18 protein-coding genes, 8 pseudogenes and 1 riboswitch are annotated in these 19,916 nt (G+C 35.5%); of the genes and pseudogenes, 20 read left to right on the top strand and 6 right to left on the bottom strand.

Annotated elements, in window-relative coordinates:
• Window positions 1-130 precede the first annotated feature (130 nt).
• A complete protein-coding gene (locus tag TTE_RS08300; RefSeq protein WP_235619568.1) occupies window positions 131-634 on the bottom strand; it encodes a transposase in 504 nt (167 codons plus the stop codon).
• A gap of 456 nt (window positions 635-1,090) precedes the next feature.
• Window positions 1,091-1,193: riboswitch (TPP riboswitch) on the top strand.
• Between the two features lie 56 nt (window positions 1,194-1,249).
• Between TTE_RS08300 and TTE_RS08295 the strand changes: the two are divergent.
• From TTE_RS08295 to TTE_RS14645, 9 genes and pseudogenes are all read left to right on the top strand, one after another.
• Window positions 1,250-1,570: pseudogene (locus TTE_RS08295) on the top strand (hydroxymethylpyrimidine/phosphomethylpyrimidine kinase); the annotation flags it as partial.
• Window positions 1,571-1,659: 89 nt separating this feature from the next.
• Window positions 1,660-2,301 carry a thiamine phosphate synthase gene (thiE, locus tag TTE_RS08290; RefSeq protein ID WP_009610994.1) on the top strand — a complete coding sequence of 214 codons (642 nt, stop codon included), beginning with the start codon at window positions 1,660-1,662 and terminating at the stop codon, window positions 2,299-2,301.
• 7 nt (window positions 2,302-2,308) lie between these two features.
• Window positions 2,309-2,539 (top strand): annotated as a pseudogene (locus tag TTE_RS08285) (hydroxyethylthiazole kinase); the annotation flags it as partial.
• A complete protein-coding gene (thiW, locus tag TTE_RS08280) occupies window positions 2,536-3,021 on the top strand; it encodes an energy coupling factor transporter S component ThiW (protein ID WP_011025933.1) in 486 nt (161 codons plus the stop codon). The pseudogene TTE_RS08285 and the gene thiW, both read left to right, overlap by 4 nt.
• Window positions 3,022-3,049: 28 nt before the next feature.
• Window positions 3,050-4,228 (top strand): putative hydroxymethylpyrimidine transporter CytX, encoded by a 1,179-nt coding sequence (cytX, locus tag TTE_RS08275; RefSeq protein ID WP_011025932.1) that lies wholly within the window; start codon window positions 3,050-3,052, stop codon window positions 4,226-4,228.
• 42 nt (window positions 4,229-4,270) lie between these two features.
• A complete protein-coding gene (locus TTE_RS14650; protein WP_236612025.1) occupies window positions 4,271-4,375 on the top strand; it encodes a hydroxyethylthiazole kinase in 105 nt (34 codons plus the stop codon).
• Window positions 4,376-4,493: 118 nt separating this feature from the next.
• Window positions 4,494-5,148 (top strand): annotated as a pseudogene (gene istA / locus TTE_RS08270) (IS21 family transposase); the annotation flags it as partial.
• Between the two features lie 207 nt (window positions 5,149-5,355).
• Window positions 5,356-5,730: a hypothetical protein gene (locus TTE_RS14095; RefSeq protein WP_011025931.1), complete on the top strand. Its 375-nt coding sequence runs from the start codon at window positions 5,356-5,358 to the stop codon at window positions 5,728-5,730.
• Between the two features lie 462 nt (window positions 5,731-6,192).
• Window positions 6,193-6,411 (top strand): cation:dicarboxylate symporter family transporter, encoded by a 219-nt coding sequence (locus TTE_RS14645; RefSeq protein ID WP_081427414.1) that lies wholly within the window; start codon window positions 6,193-6,195, stop codon window positions 6,409-6,411.
• 25 nt (window positions 6,412-6,436) lie between these two features.
• Here the strand turns inward: TTE_RS14645 and TTE_RS08260 are convergent.
• Window positions 6,437-6,937: pseudogene (locus TTE_RS08260) on the bottom strand (transposase); the annotation flags it as partial.
• A gap of 506 nt (window positions 6,938-7,443) precedes the next feature.
• On the opposite strand from TTE_RS08260, the gene TTE_RS08255 reads away from it, so the two are divergent.
• Window positions 7,444-8,148 (top strand): aspartate/glutamate racemase family protein, encoded by a 705-nt coding sequence (locus TTE_RS08255; protein ID WP_009610996.1) that lies wholly within the window; start codon window positions 7,444-7,446, stop codon window positions 8,146-8,148.
• A 13-nt stretch (window positions 8,149-8,161) separates the two neighbouring features.
• Here the strand turns inward: TTE_RS08255 and TTE_RS13545 are convergent.
• Window positions 8,162-8,593, bottom strand: a pseudogene (locus TTE_RS13545) (transposase); the annotation flags it as partial.
• A 646-nt stretch (window positions 8,594-9,239) separates the two neighbouring features.
• Window positions 9,240-9,833 (bottom strand): annotated as a pseudogene (locus TTE_RS08240) (HD-GYP domain-containing protein).
• A 238-nt stretch (window positions 9,834-10,071) separates the two neighbouring features.
• Here TTE_RS08240 and TTE_RS14570 point away from each other — a divergent pair.
• Together TTE_RS14570 and TTE_RS13935 are read left to right on the top strand one after the other, a co-directional pair.
• Window positions 10,072-10,383, top strand: a pseudogene (locus TTE_RS14570) (PAS domain S-box protein); the annotation flags it as partial.
• A complete protein-coding gene (locus tag TTE_RS13935; RefSeq protein ID WP_157858517.1) occupies window positions 10,364-10,531 on the top strand; it encodes a hypothetical protein in 168 nt (55 codons plus the stop codon). The pseudogene TTE_RS14570 and the gene TTE_RS13935, both read left to right, overlap by 20 nt.
• Here the strand turns inward: TTE_RS13935 and TTE_RS14285 are convergent.
• A complete protein-coding gene (locus TTE_RS14285; RefSeq protein WP_226990196.1) occupies window positions 10,514-10,801 on the bottom strand; it encodes a copper amine oxidase N-terminal domain-containing protein in 288 nt (95 codons plus the stop codon). The two genes, TTE_RS13935 and TTE_RS14285, sit on opposite strands and share 18 nt — an antisense overlap.
• 49 nt (window positions 10,802-10,850) lie before the next feature.
• Window positions 10,851-11,039, bottom strand: a complete 189-nt coding sequence (locus TTE_RS14280) for a stalk domain-containing protein (RefSeq protein WP_226990126.1) — start codon at window positions 11,037-11,039, stop codon at window positions 10,851-10,853.
• A gap of 371 nt (window positions 11,040-11,410) precedes the next feature.
• On the opposite strand from TTE_RS14280, the gene TTE_RS08230 reads away from it, so the two are divergent.
• The 8 genes and pseudogenes from TTE_RS08230 (at window position 11,411) to TTE_RS08195 (ending at window position 19,915) form a co-directional block, all read left to right on the top strand.
• Complete coding sequence (locus TTE_RS08230) at window positions 11,411-11,746, top strand: thioredoxin family protein (protein ID WP_011025922.1); 336 nt, start codon at window positions 11,411-11,413, stop codon at window positions 11,744-11,746.
• A 98-nt stretch (window positions 11,747-11,844) separates the two neighbouring features.
• The gene (locus TTE_RS08225; RefSeq protein ID WP_031314053.1) at window positions 11,845-12,777 is read left to right on the top strand and encodes a GGDEF domain-containing response regulator; all 933 of its coding nucleotides are present in this window, start codon (window positions 11,845-11,847) and stop codon (window positions 12,775-12,777) included.
• 57 nt (window positions 12,778-12,834) lie between these two features.
• Window positions 12,835-13,566 carry a DUF6873 family GME fold protein gene (locus TTE_RS08220; protein WP_081427412.1) on the top strand — a complete coding sequence of 244 codons (732 nt, stop codon included), beginning with the start codon at window positions 12,835-12,837 and terminating at the stop codon, window positions 13,564-13,566.
• 55 nt (window positions 13,567-13,621) lie between these two features.
• Window positions 13,622-14,485: a putative sporulation protein YtxC gene (ytxC, locus tag TTE_RS08215; RefSeq protein ID WP_011025919.1), complete on the top strand. Its 864-nt coding sequence runs from the start codon at window positions 13,622-13,624 to the stop codon at window positions 14,483-14,485.
• 355 nt (window positions 14,486-14,840) lie between these two features.
• Window positions 14,841-15,101: pseudogene (locus TTE_RS13530) on the top strand (hypothetical protein).
• Window positions 15,082-16,518 (top strand): IS200/IS605 family accessory protein TnpB-related protein, encoded by a 1,437-nt coding sequence (locus tag TTE_RS08205; RefSeq protein ID WP_011025918.1) that lies wholly within the window; start codon window positions 15,082-15,084, stop codon window positions 16,516-16,518. Before TTE_RS13530 ends, TTE_RS08205 begins: the two are co-directional and overlap by 20 nt.
• 148 nt (window positions 16,519-16,666) lie before the next feature.
• Entirely contained in the window at window positions 16,667-18,571 is a 1,905-nt protein-coding gene (gene thrS / locus TTE_RS08200) for a threonine--tRNA ligase (RefSeq protein WP_041587175.1), read from the top strand.
• A 102-nt stretch (window positions 18,572-18,673) separates the two neighbouring features.
• Complete coding sequence (locus TTE_RS08195) at window positions 18,674-19,915, top strand: MFS transporter (protein ID WP_011025916.1); 1,242 nt, start codon at window positions 18,674-18,676, stop codon at window positions 19,913-19,915.
• The last annotated feature ends 1 nt before the right edge of the window (window position 19,916 follow it).

The raw sequence follows: 19,916 nt of genomic DNA, 5'->3' as shown, positions 1-19,916 counted from the left end.
AAATATAGTGGCTCTTTGTCAATAGTTGGGGTGGGTATTTTTCTGAATGCCTACCTCTTAGTTTTTCATATATGATTTTGTTATTATAACCTTCTGTTACAGAGTTACTATAAGGAAACACTCGCATTAGTTATTTCTTCAAACCAACTGTTAAATACCTGCACACGTCTCTTAAATTCATCAATTTTGCTTTCTTTGGCTGGTTGTATCCGTTTTTTAATTCTATTTTTGTTTCTTCTGAAGATTGGTTTTTTAATACTTTATCGAATTGTTCTTTTAACTGGTATGCCATCTTTAAATCATCACTGTACCAAAACATTACTTCTACTTTTTCTTTTTGTTTTTCTGTCAAAGTATCGTATTTTGCAAAAAGCAGCCTCCAGCTCTTTTTAAAATATTTTCTTTTATTAGCCGGCAATTCCTTTTGTACTCTCTTTCTTACATTCTCTACTGCCCAATATACATACCTTGTAAAATGAAATTTGTCTATGGCTATTTTGGCTCCTTTAAAATATATTTTTGTTATATCAGCAAAAGGTCTCCACATATCTATAGTAACCCATTTTACTTTGTTTCTGTTTCTAAATCTTTTGAAATATTCACTTAAATTCTCTTGCTTTCTGTCATTTAAAATATCTAAAATTTTTCTTTCTTTGGGGTCTACAACAATGCAATGATATTTCCTCTCTCCAGAATTTCCTTAATTTTAGATGTTAATTTCCCGCATTTTGGACAAACGTGAGGCTTTTGCTTCATTTTGATGTGAAACTCTATTCTATCGTCATTTCCTATAATGTTTTCCCAAATTATATCTTCAGATTTTAAAAGATTTGTGATATAATTACTTTGCACTTATTCTGATGCTTCCTTTTGTTGGGTTGTTTTAACCACTTCTATTATAGCAGGCATTCAGAATAAGTGCGCTCTTTTTTTGTAGGATGTTTTTCATCCACCCCAACATTTATTATAGAACCATTTTTTAAAAAATTTTACCTGCGAAACCTTGACACGGACGTGGAAATTGTAGGAATTCAATTTTTTTAATCTTTATGATATAATAAAAATAAAGCTGTAATTGAAAAATTAAATACTCAAGTGCTAGGGGAGCCAGAAATGGCTGAGAGGGGATTCGTTCCCGACCCTTAGAACCTGACCAGGGTAATGCCTGCGAAGGGAAGCACGTTTTATTGAGTCTGTAAAAAGTGCTCACCTGAACAGGTGGGCTCATTTTATTATTTTGGAGGTGGTCATATGGAAGTTAGCTCTTACAATTGCCGGTTCTGACTCTGGGGGAGGAGCAGGAATTCAAGCAGATTTAAAGACTTTTTCAGCCCATGGAGTATACGGCATGAGTGTCATTACTTCAATAACAGCGCAAAATACCATGGGGGTTTTAGGAATTGAGGATATAAGTCCTGATATGGTGTATCTGCAAATGAGGGCAATTTTTGAGGATTTGTATCCCTGTGCAGTGAAGATAGGTATGGTGTCTAATGAAGACATAATTAAGATGATTGCAAAAGGATTAAAAGATTACAATGTAAAAAATGCTGTGCTGGACCCTGTCATGCAGGGGCTATAAAACATTCATTGGCCATAGGGCATGGAGTAGGTCCCACTAACCATTTTTGGAATATAGAAATAAGGAAGGTGTGAGATATGGACTTAACCCTTTATGCTATAACGGATAGGTCTTACATAAAGGATATGGATATTGCTGACGCAGTAGAACTAGCAATAAAAGGCGGTGCAACAATAATTCAACTGAGAGAAAAAGATATATCAAGTAGGGAATTTTATGAAATTGCTCTTAAAGTTAAAGAAGTGACAAAAAGAAATAAAATTCCTCTCATTATTAACGACAGAGTGGATATAGCTTTGGCAGTAGATGCAGATGGAGTTCACGTTGGACAGGAGGATTTGCCAGCAGATGTTGTAAGGAGAATGATAGGTCCTCATAAAATAGTAGGGGTATCAGCGAGGACAGTGGAGGAAGCTTTAAAAGCACAAAGGGATGGAGCGGATTATTTAGGGGTAGGAGCAGTGTTTAAGACTCCTACAAAGCCGGAAGCGGAAGCCATTGGAATAGAAGGGCTGAAAAGGATAAAAGAGGCTGTTACTATTCCAGTCGTTGCAATAGGAGGTATAACGAAGGATAATGCTTATGAAGTCATGTTAAAGTCGGGAGTAGACGGGATATCTTCAGTTTCAGCTGTATTTTATGGGGATATAGAAAACAATACAAGAAAACTTTTGGAGGTTATAGCAAAAGCGATAAACGATAGGAGGAATTTGAAATGAAAAAAGAATCACCGGCACAGGTTGTATGCTTACCTCTGTAGTAGCAAGCTTCTGCGGAGTATGTGAAGATTATTTTGAAGCTACAGTAGAAGCTTTTGTAGCTTTTGGAATAGCAGGGGAAAGAGCTGCTCAAAGCAGCAATGTCAAAGGGCCCGGCAGTTTTAAAGTGACATTTTTTGATGAGATATATAATCTCACGCCGGAGATAATAGAAAAAGATAGGAAGGTGGAAGTATGAATAAAATACATCGTATGGTTTTTATGGCACTTATTATTGCTATAGGCACCTTGACTTCTCAATATGTATGGTTTAGTGTAGGTGTTGCCAAAGTTACACCCGTTCAACATGCTATTAATGTTATTTCAGCAGTTTTTTTGGGTCCTTGGGGAGCGTTAGAAGTAGCTTTTATTATAGGACTATTGAGGAACATCCTTGGTGTTGGATCGCTTTTGGCATTTCCAGGAGGAATGGTTGGTGCATTCATTGCTGGATATCTTTATAGATTTACACGTAAGTTTTATTTTGCCTCTATAGGAGAAGTTATAGGTACAGGCATTATAGGGGCTTTGCTTTCTTATCCTATAGCTAAGTATATACTGGGAAGTTCCGGCGCGGCTTTTATGTTTGTCATTCCATTTTCGCTTTCAAGTACAATAGGCTCGGTGATAGGATATGTAGTGGTATTGGTTTTAGCAAAATATAAGAAATTTATCTCATAAATTTAAATTAAGAAAGCAGGTGTGAATTATGAAAATTAAAAATTTTACCCTTTTTCTAATATGGGCAGGTGCAGCAATCTCAATTGCTGAAATCTATACAGGTTCGCTATTTGCACCTCTGGGTTTAACTAAAGGTTTGTTGGCTATTTTAATAGGCCATATCATTGGTACATTATTTTTCTCGCTTGGGGGTCTTATGTCATATATCCTCAAGTTGCCAGCAATAAAATCAACAAAAGTTGTTTTGTGCAATAAGGGTACAATTTTTTTAGGGGCACTAAACATTTTGCAATTGATTGGATGGACAGCAGTCATGATTATACAATCAGCAAAAGCTTTTAATGGTGCTCTTGGTATGTCTGTTAGTGTAGGAATACTTTTTGTAGGCATATCTGTTTTATTATGGTCACTATTTTTTGAAAGTGAAGCATACTGGGTAAATAACATTGCAGTAATATTGTTGTTTATATTGACTATTGGTGTTGTAGCATTTTTAAAGGGCGGGGAAATTTTAACACCAGAAGGTAACATAAGTTTTGCAGATGCAATCGAACTTGCCGTTGCTATGCCTGTATCCTGGCTGCCTTTAGTAGGAGATTATACGATCAACAGTGAAAATAGAAAATCTAGCTTTATATATACATTTTTAGGTTATTTTATTGCAAGCTGCTTTATGTATTTTATAGGGCTTTTTGTTTCCTTAAAGACGGGAGGGAAAGATATAATTTCATATTTTGCATCAATAAAATCTGGGTTTATACCATTGCTAATAATACTTTTATCAACAGTGACAACCACTTTTATGGATGTATACTCTGCTGCGATATCTACAATGGCAGTTATTAAAACAAGGCTCAGTAAAAAAGAGCTATTAATAATTTATTCGCTGACAGGTATCATAGCAGCATATCTATTCCCAATTGATAAATATCAAAACTTTTTATATGCTATCGGTAGTGTATTTATTCCAGTATACACAGTAGTTTTTGTAGGCTTCTTTATATTAAAATATGAAGAAAGTGGGTACCTTAATATTCCTGCAGTTGTATCATCTATCATTGGAATTATTACGTATAATTACATGGTATATAACGGTACTTCATTATTGAAATGGTATCTAACTCCTACTATAACAACAATATTTTTGACTGCTTTAATTTATACTGTAACACAAACTTTTTTTAAGAGAAAAGAGAAAATTTTGTGATTGATGAAATTGTAAAAACTCTTGAACGACGTAAAAGGGAAAGTGCCACTTATACATGTCATCACAAATTATGTTGTGATGAATGATAATGCAAACGCACTTTTGAGTTTTGGAGTATCACCTGTGTTACCGCAGCTGTATAATTGACCCAGGGGTAACGAGAAGGAATTGACCCACCCCCTGTCGAAATACCCCTTTGATCTAAATCTATCATCTCAGAGGATCGGAGGGAAATAAATGTTAGATAGGGAGTGGGTCTATTATCATGTTATACGAATTAAAAGCAAAAGGCAAGAGTATTCGTGCAATCGCACGAGAAACAGGTCATTCCAGAAATACAGTAAGAAAATATCTTAGAGCAGAAGGTATTCCTGAAAAAACCGCATCCTAGAAGAGGTTCAAAACTTGATCCATACAAAGACACTATCCCTTTGATTGTGAAGTTATTTATGAGAGAATCAAAGAAGAAGGTTACACTGGTGGTCGCACCATCTTAAGAGACTATGTAAGGCAATTTAGACCTCCAAAACAGCTTTCCACCGTATGCCGTTATGAAACCAAACCCGGTCAGCAGGCTCAGGTTGACTGGGGTGAATATACCTACATTGATGAGGAAACCGGAGAAGTACGCAAGCTCTATCTCTTTTGTCATGGTGCTTGGTTATTCCAGAGCAATATATGTGGAATTCACAAACCGATGTGACGTTCGCACTTTTATCCGCTGTCTGATACACGGATTTGAATATTTCGGCGGAGTAAGCGACGTAGTCCTTACCGATAGAATGAAAACTGTAATACTGGGCACTGGTGAAAACAAAAAGCCTCTATGGAACCCCACATTTGAAGACCTTGCTGCCACTCTTGGATTTACTCCCAAAGTTTGCAGAGCTAGACGCCCTCAGACTAAAGTTAAGGCAGAAATTGAAAATAGCTAAAAAGTTGCTAGAAGAAAAGATGGAAATAAAAAAATTGCTAAAATTACAAACCTACCAGAGGAAGAAATAAATATGCTTGTGTTTGAAGAATCTGAGATATGTAGGAAAATACTAAAAAAAGGAAAGAGAAAATAGGTTAATAATAGCTAAAAGATTATTAAAGGAATAGAAGGGAATAAAATTGTTAAAGCTATGGAACTATCAACAGAAGAGATAAACAAGCTTATATTTGGAGATACAGAGACGTACAGAAAAATATTAGAAGGAGGAGAAAAAGCAGGCAGACTGGCGGTAGCTAGAGAGCTGTTAGAAGAGGGAATGGAAATAGATAAAATCGCTAAAATTACGAAATTATCTATAGAAGAAATAGATACGCTTATACTTGAGCTGATTGGTGAGCTTTATTTTAAGGAGGTAGTTACTCAAGAAAAGATTGAGGAAAATATAAAAGATATCTTGAACCTTATGGCAAGTAAAATGAGTTTTATTATCAGTTTTATTACTGAAGAAATGTTAAATCAGCCATATATTTTGCCTCCCATCATTGAACAATTTACTAGTGGTTAAATTTTAGATGAAGCGTAAAAATCTGTTAAAGAAATATGTATCCAGGTTAAAAAGTTTGTATAAAGTTCTCAGTATCAACGCTCAATTCATTGTACTGCCTTCCGGTCCCTAGTGTTAAGGATGTGCTGTTGGTAGGCTTTTGTCCATCCTCTACATTAGGGTTTTTACAGTTATTGTAAATCAACTAGTAATAAAAGTTGTTTTATTGGAATAGCTTTGTTTTTTAAAAGTTTTTACTGCCTGAAATATTTAGCTGTCGCTAAGTATTTTCATTGCTTTATAAGCTTTATCTTTTTTCGCTTTAATATCCATTTTTCTTGCAGGTTCTTCGGGGGCTTGTCAAGAAATAATGTTTTGTATAAAACAGATTTTTAAGATTGGTAACCATTATAATCACCCTAGCTTTCTTCTGTTCTCTTATAAGGGTAATAGCCTGAGCTACTAGGATTTGATTGAGCACAAATTCAAAGTACGGCTAATGTTCCGGCTGCTTCCTTGGTAGTGGTGTCCGTAATTTTGAACACTTTAGGATTGCCACTAGAGTCCATAGGGATGTTGTTTGCCATAGATCGGTTTATGGATATGGGTAAGACTGCTGTCAATGTGTTTGGGAACACCATGGTGGCTGTACTAGTTGATAAATGGGGGGGTAAATTTCCATCCGAGGAAAGGAATTACTAGCAGGAGCTGATTAATAAATTTGCTAAGGATTATAACCTACTGAAGCACCTTCCTGCTCCCCAAATATAGTGCAGACTGTATCATCAAAATTCATAATGACTTCACGTTTTGTTCCTTTAGATTGCAGGGAAAGCAAAGTTTTGTTAATAAGTCTTAATTTTTCAAGAGAGCTTTCAGGCATAGCTTTAATTAAGTCTCTGTATACTTTTTCGCTGGAAACTTTATGTCTTTTAATTTCTGTGTATGCATTATCATATCTTAGTTGGTCCATGTGAAGAAAGCGAGTATTCCCTTGAATTACAGAATCAATCATAAAGTCAATAATCTTGGTTGGTTGAAAGACAGCATTTGGTGCTTTTTTAAAGGATAATATGCTGGAAAGAATTTTATTAAAGCCGATTTTTTCTTTAAATGCTTGGATGTATGTGAAAGCTACATTGTTTGATACTGTCAAATTGTCAAAAGTTGCTGGCAAAATGTATTTTGAAGACCCCTTTTCTTTTGTAAGATTAAGTGTTAAACTCATATTATGGAGATTCTCCTTTCTGTTAATGTTTTTGTTTGAGACTTAAATTTTATCAAAAAAAGGAGAATCTCTATATATATTTTTTGTAAAAAATTTTTCACTTAATTTAGCCCTCAAATGGCTTTATTTGGGCATTTCGTAAATTCACTTGCCGAATCCAAGATAAATTATCAAAAACATTAAAACCAGCGTTACCTAAAAAATAGCTATATTAATTGGAGTTTCATAAGTTATATGAAAAATTTTATTCAAACAAATGATTTTCATCCTCTAATCAAATTATAATCTCCGTACTTTAATTCATGAGGAGATTAGTCATTCAACTTAGCCTTAGCAAAATGCAATCATGCAGAAATATGAGTTTAAAAGAATAAAAGTAAAAAAGTAAAAATCTAACAAAACTAAGGTTGATAAGCTTAATATCATTTAAGCCTTATCAATAACCGTTTGAACGGATTTCAAAGTAAACACTTTTGACAGGACCAAATTAAGGAGGGGGATTTTTTATGGGAAAAAAGAGAAAGATAGTTGGGATTCTGGGAGGATTAGGGCCGATGGCTACTGTAGATTTATTTCGTAGAATTGTTGAATTTACTCCTGCTAAAGTAGACCAGGAACATTTGAGGATTATAATCGATTGTAATCCTCAGATACCAGATCGTACCAAAGCTATTTTATATGGAGGTCCTGATCCTACTCCTGAGCTTATAGCGACAGCGAAGAATTTAGTGAAAGCAGGGGCTGATTTTATAGTAATTCCTTGTAACACAGCTCATTATTTCTTAGACTATTTAAAAAGAGAGGTAGATATCCCTATTATAAATATGATTGAAGAAACAGCCCGTTATGTAAGAAATAACTATCCTTATGCAGAATGCGTGGGCTTGTTAGCTACTTCGGGAACTATAAAAAGCAACCTTTACCATAAGGCTTTTAAAAAGTTTGGTATTAGTGTTTTAGCAGGGGATGAAAAGAAGACTATGGAAGCTATATACGGTGAAGAAGGAATAAAGGCAGGCAATTTGGGAGAGAAACCGAGGAGGTTATTAAAAGAAGCAGCTCAAGAACTTATTAGGAGAGGAGCACAGGTTATAATAGCTGGTTGCACCGAGATTTCATTAGTTTTAGGAGAAGAAGATGTTTCCCTACCTTTAGTAGATCCTCTAACTATCTTGGCTAAGGTAGCAGTAGAATTGGCTTTAGGGATATAAGAGCTGTTGAATTAGTGTTACCTTTAATATGAGTAGAATCCATAGAAACAAACTCACCAGAGATAACGCCCAAATATTTGAGGATATTAACCTGATTTTTAAAGATAGTGGTCAAATAATCATGGGCAAACTCATTAATAAAGCGGCGGAAAGTCCAGTAAGAAGGGAGAGGTTTAGTAATATCGATGCCACAAAGATGAGCAATAATAAGATTATTGCGAAGGCAGTCTGCGAGGTCAGTAATTTCACCGAATCTTTCAGCCTGCATAACGATAAAAGCTCTAAACATTGTATGATGAGAATAACCTTTACGGCCAGGGCCAGAAGAAGGGAATTCAGGTATTGAAGATGGATCAAGATTTTCAAACATAGAAGAATAGAAGTCAATTTTAGAGTGAGAAGTAAAGAGCTCAGGTATATTTAAGAGTAATTGAAGCTGATACATGTGGGATTTCCTCCTTATAAGTATTTTATGGCGGATATATAATAATTCGACAAAAAAAGGGAGGAAATCCCACATAAAAGATAAAAAAATTTAAAAGTGATAGCAAAAAAGTACACCTTGGAAGTGGCTTAAATGAAGGCTTTCAAATTATGCACAAGTCTATTTTAGATTACTATATGGGTTGACACACGGCAAAATATTGGGGCGGAAATTATCGCTTCTTGTTTGTTTTTAAATTACTATATGGGTTGAAAAATTTTTCTCACAATTTTCCCTTTATAAAGGGCAGAAACTTACGAAAGGCAAGCTCAAAGCCTGTCTTTTTTTATTGGCTCTTTGTCAATAGTTGAGGTGGGTATTTTCTGAATGCCTGCCTTTAATTTTATTGCTCATTCGGTTATAGCAAGCATTTAGAATAAGTGCTATATTTTACGGTATATTCTTTATCTACCCCAACATTTATTATAGAACCTGTAAAATTAAGTACTAAACTCATATTATATGAGATTCTCCCTTCTTTATCAGAAAAAGGGGAGAATCTCTATATATTTTTTGTAAAAATATTTTTTGTAAAAAATTTTTTACTTAATTTAACCCTCAAATGGCTTTATTTGGGCATTTCGTAAATTCACTTGCCGAATCCAAGTTAAATATTTTTATACCTCACGTCTGACCTTTCTTTTAAAATTTCTTCTAAAGCTTCAACAACTTTATAGTTATATTTTTGGGGTTGACTTTTTAGCTCAGCAATAGCTTCTGTGATGCTTTTCAGTCTTTTTTTATTGTATGGTCTTTCAGTAGTCATGGCATCAAAAGAATCACAAACACCTATTATTTGTGCACTCAAAGGAATAATATTTGTACCAAAAGGGTATCCTGAACCATCTAATCGTTCGTGATGATAGAGGACGGCAGGTACTAACTCTTCTAATGGAGGGAAAAGCTTTAACATTTCTGCTCCGTCAATAGGGTGTTCTCTCATAATCTCATACTCCAGTTCAGACAAGGGAGCAGGCTTTTCAAGGAGAGAAATAGGAATTAATTTTTTACCTATGTCATGGAGTAATCCTCACATAGCATTGTAAATTTGCTCTTCTTTAGGTAATCCCCATTTTTGAGAAATTAGATATGTAAGATGAGATACTCTAACGCTATGTAAATAGGTAGTGAGATGATACTTTTTTAGTCCAGTTACAAGAAGTTTTATAAAGTGGTATTTTTTATTGGATTCGTCTAGCACTTAAAATCAACCCCTCTTCCTCTCTTTAAATTCGACATAATCTGATAAAATTCTACCTCTTGTTTCATCATATGTCAATTTTTTGAAAAAAATCAAAAAAATTCTGACAATTTATAAAAAACAATAAGCGAGCTCTCCTGCGTATTGCCTCAAATAGGCTTAAGATCAGGGTTGTTTGGACCGAAATAAATACTAGGGATGTCATTTTCACATAAGAAAAGAGATGGAGGAGAACGTGATGGCCCAGCAATTAGCTCAAGCCTATGAGAGGTTAAAAGAACAGACAGATAATTTGATAAGGCAAAACGAAGAATTACAGGAATTTAATGCTGAGCTAGAGGCTTCCTATGAGTAGCTAGAAGCTTTAACCCGTGAACTTAAGCTTTCAGAGAGGAAATATCGCCTGTTAGTGGAAAACATAAGGGATATTTTATGGGTGACTGACAAGAATTTTGCCATTGAGTTTGTAAATTCGAGAGTGGTGAGGTATTTAAACTATACACCTCAAGAATTAATTGGTAAAAGCATATTTGAAATTGTTGATAGGAATGAGTATTGAAGAAGCGATTAATGAAATTTTAAGAAACAAAGGGACTCAATTTCATCCTGAAGTGGTGGATGTGTTTATCTCTATATACATGAATGAAAGGTATAGATTGGAAGAAATAAAAAATCAAATTTTAGAATCTGCTTCTTAAAAATCGGTTTACTCTTTGGAGTAGACCAACTTCTGGTTTAGTTTCGGTAACTGTATTTTTGAATGTAGTTGTTAAACTTTCAGTTGTTTTTTGATTGGATGTGATTATTATGTGTCCATTCTCATATATTACTTTGTATCCAAAAACCTCACCAACAAATCTTAAAGGTACGTATGTACTACCATTTATAAGTTGTGGCGCTACAATAAGCTCATAATTTTTTCCATTAACTTTTGCAATTTTATGACTAATTATAAGCTGTACAGTAATTTTGCCTCGAAAAGCTGTAACCGTTTTAGTTTTTTCTTTCCAGTTTACCTTAGCACCCTAATGCCTCGAAAAATGCTCGCATAGGAACTAAGGCTATATTATTTTTTATAATAGGCTTTTGTTCAAAAACTACGTTTTGCCCGTTAATTGTAATTGTTATGTTTGCTGCTTGCGCTGAAAGGGGAATTAATATTGAAAAATTATGACAAATCTCAAAAGACTTTCTAAAACAATTCAATAAAAGCTCAAAAGAAAGATAAACGCCTCAAATATCTTGACAGGATAATTTACGGCTATATAATAAATAGATATAGAGTAAGCAGCGGAAAATAATAAGTTGCAAACATTTTGCTAACATAAATAAATAAAAACGCTTAAAAACAGCTGTGAAACAAACTTAATAATTTCCAGCAAAATTAGCAAAAAAACTTACTCTTTAGGGCTTTTTAAAACTTTTTAATGGTAATTAAAAATACACAAAAAATCCCTAAGAGGTCTGCAAAACCTTGTTCCCCAGTTCGAATCCGGGTGTCGCATCCATAATTATTGAGAGACCTTCTAAAGCCCTAAAGAAGGCTTATATTTTTTGATCTTCTGGGAGGGAAGAGTATGAAAGAATTGACCAGCATAGAAAATGTGGAAAACCTCATACGAGAAAATGGCATGGTGTTTTTTTATTTTTCCACGGAAGACTGTGGCATCTGTTCTTCCTTGCTTCCTAAGCTTGATAAAATGCTGGAAAGTTACCCCAAGGTAGAGAGTTTTCACATTTCTATTGACAAAATGCCGGCGGCATCTGGTAAATTCTCTGTTTTTACTGTTCCTACGATTATAGTGTATGTGGATGGAAGGGAAGCCATAAGAGAAGCACGGTTTATATCAATGGATGTTTTGGAAGAAAAGCTTTCAAAGTATTATTCTCTCTTCTTTGAAGAGAGCACTTAGTTTTAATGAAATTTTAATGCAATGAATTGCTAGCTTTTCTTCCAAAATTTTTATATAATATTATGGGGTTGCTCATTAAATTTTATGGGGGAAGAGTTGTGAAGGGAAGGCTTATTTTAATTGTAGATGATGATAGGTTTACACGAAGAATATTAAGAGATATTTTGGAAAAAGAAGGGTATTCTATTATAGAAGCAAGAGATGGGGAAGAGGCTTTTAGGCTATACAAAGAGATGCTTCCAGACATGGTCATCTTGGACGTGGTGCTACCTGGGATGAGCGGATTTGACCTTCTAAAAATTTTAAGAAAAGAAGAGGAAAATCTAATGCTTCCCATTTTGGTGCTTACGGCTAAAGGGGATTTTGAAGAAAAGATAAAAGGGCTTGAACTGGGAGCTGATGATTATTTGGTAAAACCTGTAAATGAAAAGGAGCTGGTCATTAAAGTCAACAATTTGTTTCAGAGAATTGAGCACAATAGGATGGCTAATCCTTTAACGGGCTTAAGGGGAAACATAGACATAAAAGAAGAAATAAAGAGAAGGATTAAATCAAAAGAGCTTTTTGCTGTTTTGTACATAGATTTGGATAATTTTAAGTCTTACAACGACTACTATGGCTTTCTTAGAGGGGACGAAGTTATTAAACTTACAGCAAAGATTTTATCCGATGCTGTAGAGCTTGTTGGCAATGACAAGGACTTTTTAGGTCATATAGGTGGAGATGACTTCGTGATAATTACTACTCCCGAGAAAGCTGAGGAGATGTGCAAGTACATAATTTCTCGCTTTGACAGTGAAATAAAATTTTTATACGATAAAAAAGACAGAGAAAGAGGTTACATAGAGACCACTAGTAGAAGAGGAGAGAAGCTTAAGTTTCCTTTTGTGTCAGTTTCTATTGCTATTGTGACTAATGAGTTTAGAGATTTTAGAAGCGATTTGGAAATAAGTGAAGTAGCGGCAGAACTCAAGAAAAAATTAAAACAGATGAAAGGGAGCTGCTATTTGAAAGATAGGAGAAGGGGTTAAATGGCATACAAAAAGTATGCCATATTTTTGTAATTTTTTACAGGAAGGGTGAATTTTTTGAATCCTCTTGTCCCTGAAAAAAGTGTCAATTGCGTTCTCCTAGATGGGAGAGAAATAGAAATTGGAAATGCTTTAGAAAGATTAGGCATAGAAGTCATATATACGGAAAAATGTGATGAACTTTATGAAGCTATTTCCTATCATCCTGATATTCTTGTGCACCCTGTAGAAGAGAAAGAAGTAATAGTGGCACCAAATGTTTCTCAAAGGTTTATTAACGAGCTTACAAAGTTTGGCATAAAAGTAGTAAAAGGTAAAACTTTTCTTAAAAGAAACTATCCATATGATATAGCATATAATGTAGCAAGATTAGGGAATACAGCTTTTCACAATTTGAAATATACTGATCCGGTTTTGAGAGAGATTTTAGAGAAAAAAGGTGTGAAGTTTTTACATGTCAACCAGGGATACACTAAGTGCAATATGGCAATTGTGGATGAGAAAAGTTTTATAACTTCCGACAGAGGTATATTTGAAGTGGGATTGAGAAGTGGATTTGATGTGCTCTTAATTGAGCCAGGGGGAATAATTCTAGAAGGGTTTGATTATGGATTTATAGGAGGAGCAACGGGGCTTATAGGGGAGAAAAGATTGGCAGTGACAGGGACTTTTTATCATCATAAAGATTATGAAAAAATAATGGAATTTTTAGATAAAAAAGGAATTAAAATCACTTATCTGACTTCTGGTCAAATAAAAGACATCGGTTCCATCATTCCACTCTTTTGACCTGCACAAAAACGGAGCAATGTACACATACTATTAGCGAAAGGAGTGAAAGAAATTGCAACTTTTTTCCATCGCAGTTTCAAATAAATTGAATATAGATGAAGAAAACTTGATATCTGCTTTTAAAAATTTATCAAATAAAGGAGTAAAAGTGATAGTTAGTTCAAATATATGCAGGAGTTCTACTTATTATGAATTGAAATTGGAAGAAAAATTTGCATTTGGCAAAGACAATAAAGCTAGGGATTTGATAGCAGAGGCTATTTCAGATATAATTGTAAACTATGCAGTTAATTGGATTGTATCAAAGCTTATTGGCAAATATTATTATTACTTTAGCCAACAGGAAAAAGAGGATATAAGAAAAATTGCTTACAGTATTTTAGAAAGTGAAGACAATATAGAGACTTTTAAAAGGGTAAAGAGAAAAGAAATAGCTAAAGAGGTATTCGATTTTTTGGAAGAAAATAGGCACATTGATATAGAAGGTTTTGTGAATTTCAGGTTAAAAAGTTTTGTGGGAGAGTTGAGCGAAGTAGTAGATAAGGCAGTAGACGAGTTTTTAATGCAGAAAGAGTACAACGAGTTTGTAGGGCTTTTGAAATATTTTGTAGAGTTACAAGACTCCAAGTTAGAGGTTTTAAATGTGGTGGTGGATAAGGGAGGTAAGTTTCACCTCTACAATGAAAGTTATGAACCTTTATCCAGCGAATATATAAAAGAAATAGCGGGAGAACTTCAGGAAGGTGTTGTGACGGATGAGGACGCTTTGATAAGCATTTTGATAACTATTGCTCCTCAAAAGATATTTTTTCACTCAGTAAATTACTTAAAAAATAAAGAGATTTTGGACACGATAAAAAAGGTATTTACCAATAGGGTGGAGGTTGTGTGTTCTGAAGTTAAATGCGAAAAGTAAAAATGGTTATTGACAAATGGCTTTAATGGGGATATAATGAATTAAAAATTGAATATGAAGGCAATGATGGGAAGAGTAGATATTCATAAGGAACATCACAGAGATTGAGTGACATAGGCTGAGATCACTCAAATGTTCCGAATATCGAAGACCACCCCGGAGCTGCGGATGATGAGTCCGAACGGTTATTCCGATATAATACCAGAGTATAAAGAAGAGTGGAACCGCAGATGACCTCTGCCTCTTTACGGGGTAAGAGGTTTTTTATTTAAAATTATACACATTTATACAAAGGAGGTCAAAACAGTTGAAATTAGTGGTAAAAAATGATATAATTTTAATTGGGTGATGATAAATGTTATTAACCATAAAAAAGGTTAAAGAGCTGTATGATATGGTGAGAATTACATTAATAAACTGGGAAAAGGAAGGATTAATAACCCCAGTTAGAACACCAAAAGGAAGAAAGATGGTAGTATGAAGTCATACATGAGATAGCAAGTGGAGTAAATGAAATAAAGAGCTAGCAGAAGACTTAATAGCAATAGTAACATCTTTCGCAGCAAGAATTTACGGACAAAGGGGTGGCAAAAAACATGGTAGTAATACAGGCTAAACTCATTTTTCTAAACCAACAAGACAAACAAATAGTATTAGACTTAATGAGAAGATGGTCCTCCTGCATGAGATTTGCATACAAAAGGCTTCTAGAAGGTTATGATAGAAAAACATTAAAAAGAGACCTTCAGGGGATGTTTGACTTAAACTCAAGATATGTAGATGATGCAATAATGAAAGCAAGAAGCACACTAGAATCTGCTAGAGAATTAGGCAAAAATCCAAAGAAAGTAATTTTTGGAGGAAGAGACTTATTTGGAAAACTTCAAAAGCACCATATAAATGGGAAAGCATATAAAAAGCTAAAGACAAAGTGGCATGAAAAGAGAAAAGGAAATCTCTATTCAAGAGGGGATAAAAGCAAAAAAGGAAATCTCAACACAAGAATAGAAGTAAAAGAAAATGGCACTTTCTTAAGGATAAATGTAGGGGAAAGAAAATATGTATATGCCAAAATAGAAGCAGGTTACAAAAAGAATAAGAGAAGAGAAGAACTTCTTAAGGAAATTGCCGAATCAAACATACCTTATTCTGTAGAATTAAAACTCAAAAATGGCAATATATACACCTATTTTGCCATTGAAGAAGAATATCCGAAAATAAAGATAACAAAAGATAAAGGAGTCATAGGGATAGATATAAATGCATATCCAGACAACATATCATGGACAGAAGTAGATGAAAAAGGGAATCTAATAAGCTATGGCAGTATACCGATGCCAGAGCTTGCAAGTGGCAGTTCAGATAAAAGGGAATATTTCAGATGGCAGTATGCTCATGAGATAGTAAAGATAGCAAAAGAGAAAGGAAAAGCAATTGTAATTGAGGGATTAGAAATAAAAGAAAAAGGCAAAAGAGGAGACTATTCAGGGAGAAAATCAAGGAGGATAAGACATAGTTTTAGCTACAAATCACTTCTTTCAAAAATAAAAACACTAGCAAAAAGAGAAGGTGTAGAAGTAATAGAGATAGACCCTTCTTACACCTCAATAATAGGGATGTTAAAATATGCACCGCAGTATATGATAACAAAAGATATAGCAGCAGCCTATGTAATAGCAAGAAGGGGTTTAAGACTGCAAGAAAAGATACCAGATAATTATATAAAGTTTCTCAACACATTGACTGTGGATGAATTAGAAGAATTAAAAGAGCATGTAAAGAAAACAGTCAGGAACAAGTACTTAAAGAAGAAACACCTGAAAGAGATAAAGAAAGCGATAGAGATTTTACAAAGCCTTGAGAGTAAGCCGGGAAGGGTGCTAAGACCTCTGTATGGAACAAGTTTTAGTGCCTATGATTTCTGGCGAGTTCTCAAGGTAGCGGTGGTGACTCCACTCTCTCCTGAGAAGGTAAAAAGAGACTTCTCTACCCTGAAAGAGTTACTAATTCAGGGTAAGTGGAGAGACTCTTAAGGGCGCGAGTTCCTGCTTCTTGGGGCAGGGGCTATGGCTTTCCCAAATACCGCCTGCTGGGGCTGGGAAAGTCTGAAGGGCGGACTACAAATACCCCAGCTATCTAAACTGTACATTTTTGTACAGTTTGGGTAACCAGGTTAAGGCGATGGTAATTACTTTAAGGGACGGCACGAAAAGAGAATTTGAAAAGGGAATCACTGTGTATGAAATTGCAAAAAGTATAAGCGATAAACTGGCGAGAGAGGCTGTGGGAGGAAAATTTAATGGCAAGATAGTAGAGCTTAATACGAAGATTGAAGAAGATGGGGAGTTAGAGATTTTGACTTTTGAAGATGAAGAGGGGAAAAAGATTTACTGGCACACTTCTTCCCATATTCTGGCACAAGCTGTCAAAAGGCTTTTTAAAGATGTCAAACTGGCAATCGGCCCTGCCATAGACAATGGCTTTTACTACGATTTTGATACAGAAAGGCCTTTCACAACAGAAGATTTTGAGGCTATAGAGGAGGAAATGAATAAAATAATAAAAGAGGACTACAAGTTAGAGAGATTTGTCCTTTCAAAAGAAGAAGCTATAAAGTTTATGAAAGAAAAAGATGAGCCCTATAAGGTAGAGTTGATTGAAGAGATACCAGAAGGAGAAGAAATTTCCTTTTACAAGCAGGGAGAGTTTGTGGACCTATGTGCAGGACCTCATCTCCCCTCTACAGGCATGGTAAAGGCCATAAAATTGCTTTCAGTAGCTGGTGCTTATTGGAAGGGCGATGAGAAGAACAAGATGCTGCAAAGAATATATGGCATAAGCTTCCCCAAGAAGAGCATGCTGGACGAGTACCTACATATGATGGAAGAGGCTAAAAAGAGGGACCACAGAAAATTGGGGAAGGAGCTTGACTTATTTAGCATACATCCTGAAGGGCCTGGTTTTCCATTTTTCCATCCGAAGGGCATGATTATAAGGAATATATTGGAGGATTTTTGGAGAAAAGAGCACATAAAGAGGGGATACCAGGAGATAAGAACTCCTATAATTTTAAACGAGGAGCTCTGGAAGAGGTCTGGACACTGGGACCACTACAAAGAGAACATGTACTTTACGGAAATTGACGGACAGACTTATGCGATAAAACCGATGAACTGTCCTGGAGCGATGTTAGTTTATAAGTCAACACTTAGAAGCTATAGAGATTTGCCGTTAAGGCTTTGCGAGCTGGGATTAGTCCACAGGCATGAGCTTTCTGGAGTGCTGCACGGGCTCATGAGGGTGAGAAGTTTCACGCAGGACGATGCTCACCTTTTCATGACTCCAGAACAGGTGGAAGATGAGATTTTAGGGGTAATAAACCTGGTTGACTATTTCTACAAGATATTCGGATTTGAGTATCATGTGGAACTTTCTACAAGACCTGAGAATTCTATGGGAACAGATGAAGAGTGGGAGCTGGCGACAAATGCCTTGATTTCTGCTTTAAAGAGAGCTAATCTGCCTTACAAGGTGAATGAGGGAGAAGGGGCTTTTTACGGGCCTAAGATAGATTTCCACTTAAAGGACAGCATAGGTCGCACATGGCAGTGCGGGACAATTCAACTGGATTTCCAGATGCCAGAGAGGTTTGAACTGGAGTATATAGGACCAGACGGAGAAAAACACAGACCTATAATGTTGCACAGGGTGATTTACGGCAGCATAGAAAGGTTTATTGGAATTTTAACAGAGCATTTTGCAGGAGCTTTTCCCACATGGCTTGCGCCTGTGCAGGTGAGAGTTTTGCCTATTTCTGAAAAGCACCATGAATATGCGAGAAAAGTCTATGAGCGCTTGCAGGAGCACGATATAAGGGTTGAGCTAGATGACAGAAATGAAAAAATAGGATACAAGATAAGGGAAGCACAGCTTCAAAAAATTCCTTACATGCTGATTGTGGGAGATAGGGAAGTAGAAGAGGGAAATGTTTCGTTAAGGTCCAGAAAAGATGGGGATTTGGGGCCAATTTCTCTAGACAATTTCATAGAAAAAATTCTAAAAGAGATAGCTACAAAAGCGCTCTAAAATCAAAATGTCCCTTTTCAAAAGGGGCATTTTGATTTCTTGAAAGAATTTTAAAAACATGGTAAGCTAAAATTAAAATATTTTATTTTGAAGGGAAGGGACATGAAAAGGGATATTGAAGTTTACAGGTATTTGAGGCATAACATAAGGATGAATCTATTCAATGGGATTGCATGGGCAATAGGCTTTAACATGGTTAACCCTTTTATCGGAATATATGCCATAAAATTGGGAGCGAATGACTTTCAGGTTTCTCTTTTAAATTCGCTTCCCGCTCTAATGGTGGTAGTTTCAGTTATTCCTGTGACCTACTTGATTAATAAACTAGAGGATGTTCACAAGTTTTCCTATGTAACTTTGTATATAGCAAGGACCTTTTATTTTTTGTTAGCCCTCGCTCCATTTTTTAGGAAAGATATTCAGCCATGGATAGTGGTATTGCTTGTAGGGCTTATGAACCTGCCTTCTGTCACTGTTGGAATGTGCTGGCAGTCATTTATGAGCGAATTGATACCTCAAGAGTATAGAAGCAAGGTTTTCGCTGATAGAAATTTTTGGACTACTATTGTAGGGACGATAGTGGTACTCCTCACAGGTTGGCTTCTTGACATAATAAAATTTCCATGGAATTATCAGATTATATTCACTGTGGCTTTTATATTTGGATTAATAGAGGCCTATTATTTTTCGAGGTTCCATGTGGTCAAAAGGGAGAAAAAGGAAGTGAGCAATTTTGCTCAAGCCTTTAAAAATATGTTTGAAAGCAAGAAGTTTATCTACTTCAACGCTACCTCATTTTTGTACTATTTTGTCTGGATGATGGCGTGGCCAATTTTTACAATTTACAAAGTAAACTATCTTCATGCCAATAATGCCTGGATGAGCATTTTCACTATTGTGTCTTCTATAGGGTCGATTATAGCTTTTTACAGATGGGCAGACTTGTCCAATAGGAAAGGAAATGGATATGCTGTGGCACTAAGCGCCCTGCTAATTGGGTTTATACCTCTTATGTGGGCTACGGCAAAGAACTTGTACGTTGGTGCGGTTTTTGATTTTTTTGGGGGAATAGCAGTAGGCGGGTACAACATGCTTTTATTGAACTGGCTTTTGGAGCTTTTGCCTCCAGGTTCTGAAAAGATGACTTACATAGGAGTTTTTACTTTTATCACTCAAATAGCTGCTTTTGTCTCTCCTGTTGTGGGAATGTGGCTTTACACGAAGATGGGGTATGTCACCTTTATGGTGTTTACAGGTATAGTGAGAATTCTCGTGAGCCTTCTTTACTTTGTGGTGGCATCCTATGAAGAAAAGATAGAGGAAGAAGAAAAGGTAGGGGGATAAG

It is taken from the genome of Caldanaerobacter subterraneus subsp. tengcongensis MB4 (assembly GCF_000007085.1).
Lineage (GTDB): Bacteria > Bacillota > Thermoanaerobacteria > Thermoanaerobacterales > Thermoanaerobacteraceae > Thermoanaerobacter > Thermoanaerobacter subterraneus.
The sequence above is the reverse complement of the archived record's forward strand: the minus strand, read 5'-3'. Positions and strand labels throughout refer to the sequence as shown.

What these genes read in the sequence shown, in the direction of transcription:
- TTE_RS08230 (WP_011025922.1), top strand. Translation starts at nt 11,411, where the DNA reads ATGAAAGAATTGACCAGCATAGAAAATGTGGAAAACCTCATACGAGAA.
- cytX (WP_011025932.1), top strand. Translation starts at nt 3,050, where the DNA reads ATGAAAATTAAAAATTTTACCCTTTTTCTAATATGGGCAGGTGCAGCA.
- TTE_RS08205 (WP_011025918.1), top strand. Translation starts at nt 15,082, where the DNA reads ATGGTAGTAATACAGGCTAAACTCATTTTTCTAAACCAACAAGACAAA.
- TTE_RS08195 (WP_011025916.1), top strand. Translation starts at nt 18,674, where the DNA reads ATGAAAAGGGATATTGAAGTTTACAGGTATTTGAGGCATAACATAAGG.
- TTE_RS08255 (WP_009610996.1), top strand. Translation starts at nt 7,444, where the DNA reads ATGGGAAAAAAGAGAAAGATAGTTGGGATTCTGGGAGGATTAGGGCCG.
- TTE_RS14095 (WP_011025931.1), top strand. Translation starts at nt 5,356, where the DNA reads ATGGAACTATCAACAGAAGAGATAAACAAGCTTATATTTGGAGATACA.
- thrS (WP_041587175.1), top strand. Translation starts at nt 16,667, where the DNA reads ATGGTAATTACTTTAAGGGACGGCACGAAAAGAGAATTTGAAAAGGGA.
- thiE (WP_009610994.1), top strand. Translation starts at nt 1,660, where the DNA reads ATGGACTTAACCCTTTATGCTATAACGGATAGGTCTTACATAAAGGAT.
- thiW (WP_011025933.1), top strand. Translation starts at nt 2,536, where the DNA reads ATGAATAAAATACATCGTATGGTTTTTATGGCACTTATTATTGCTATA.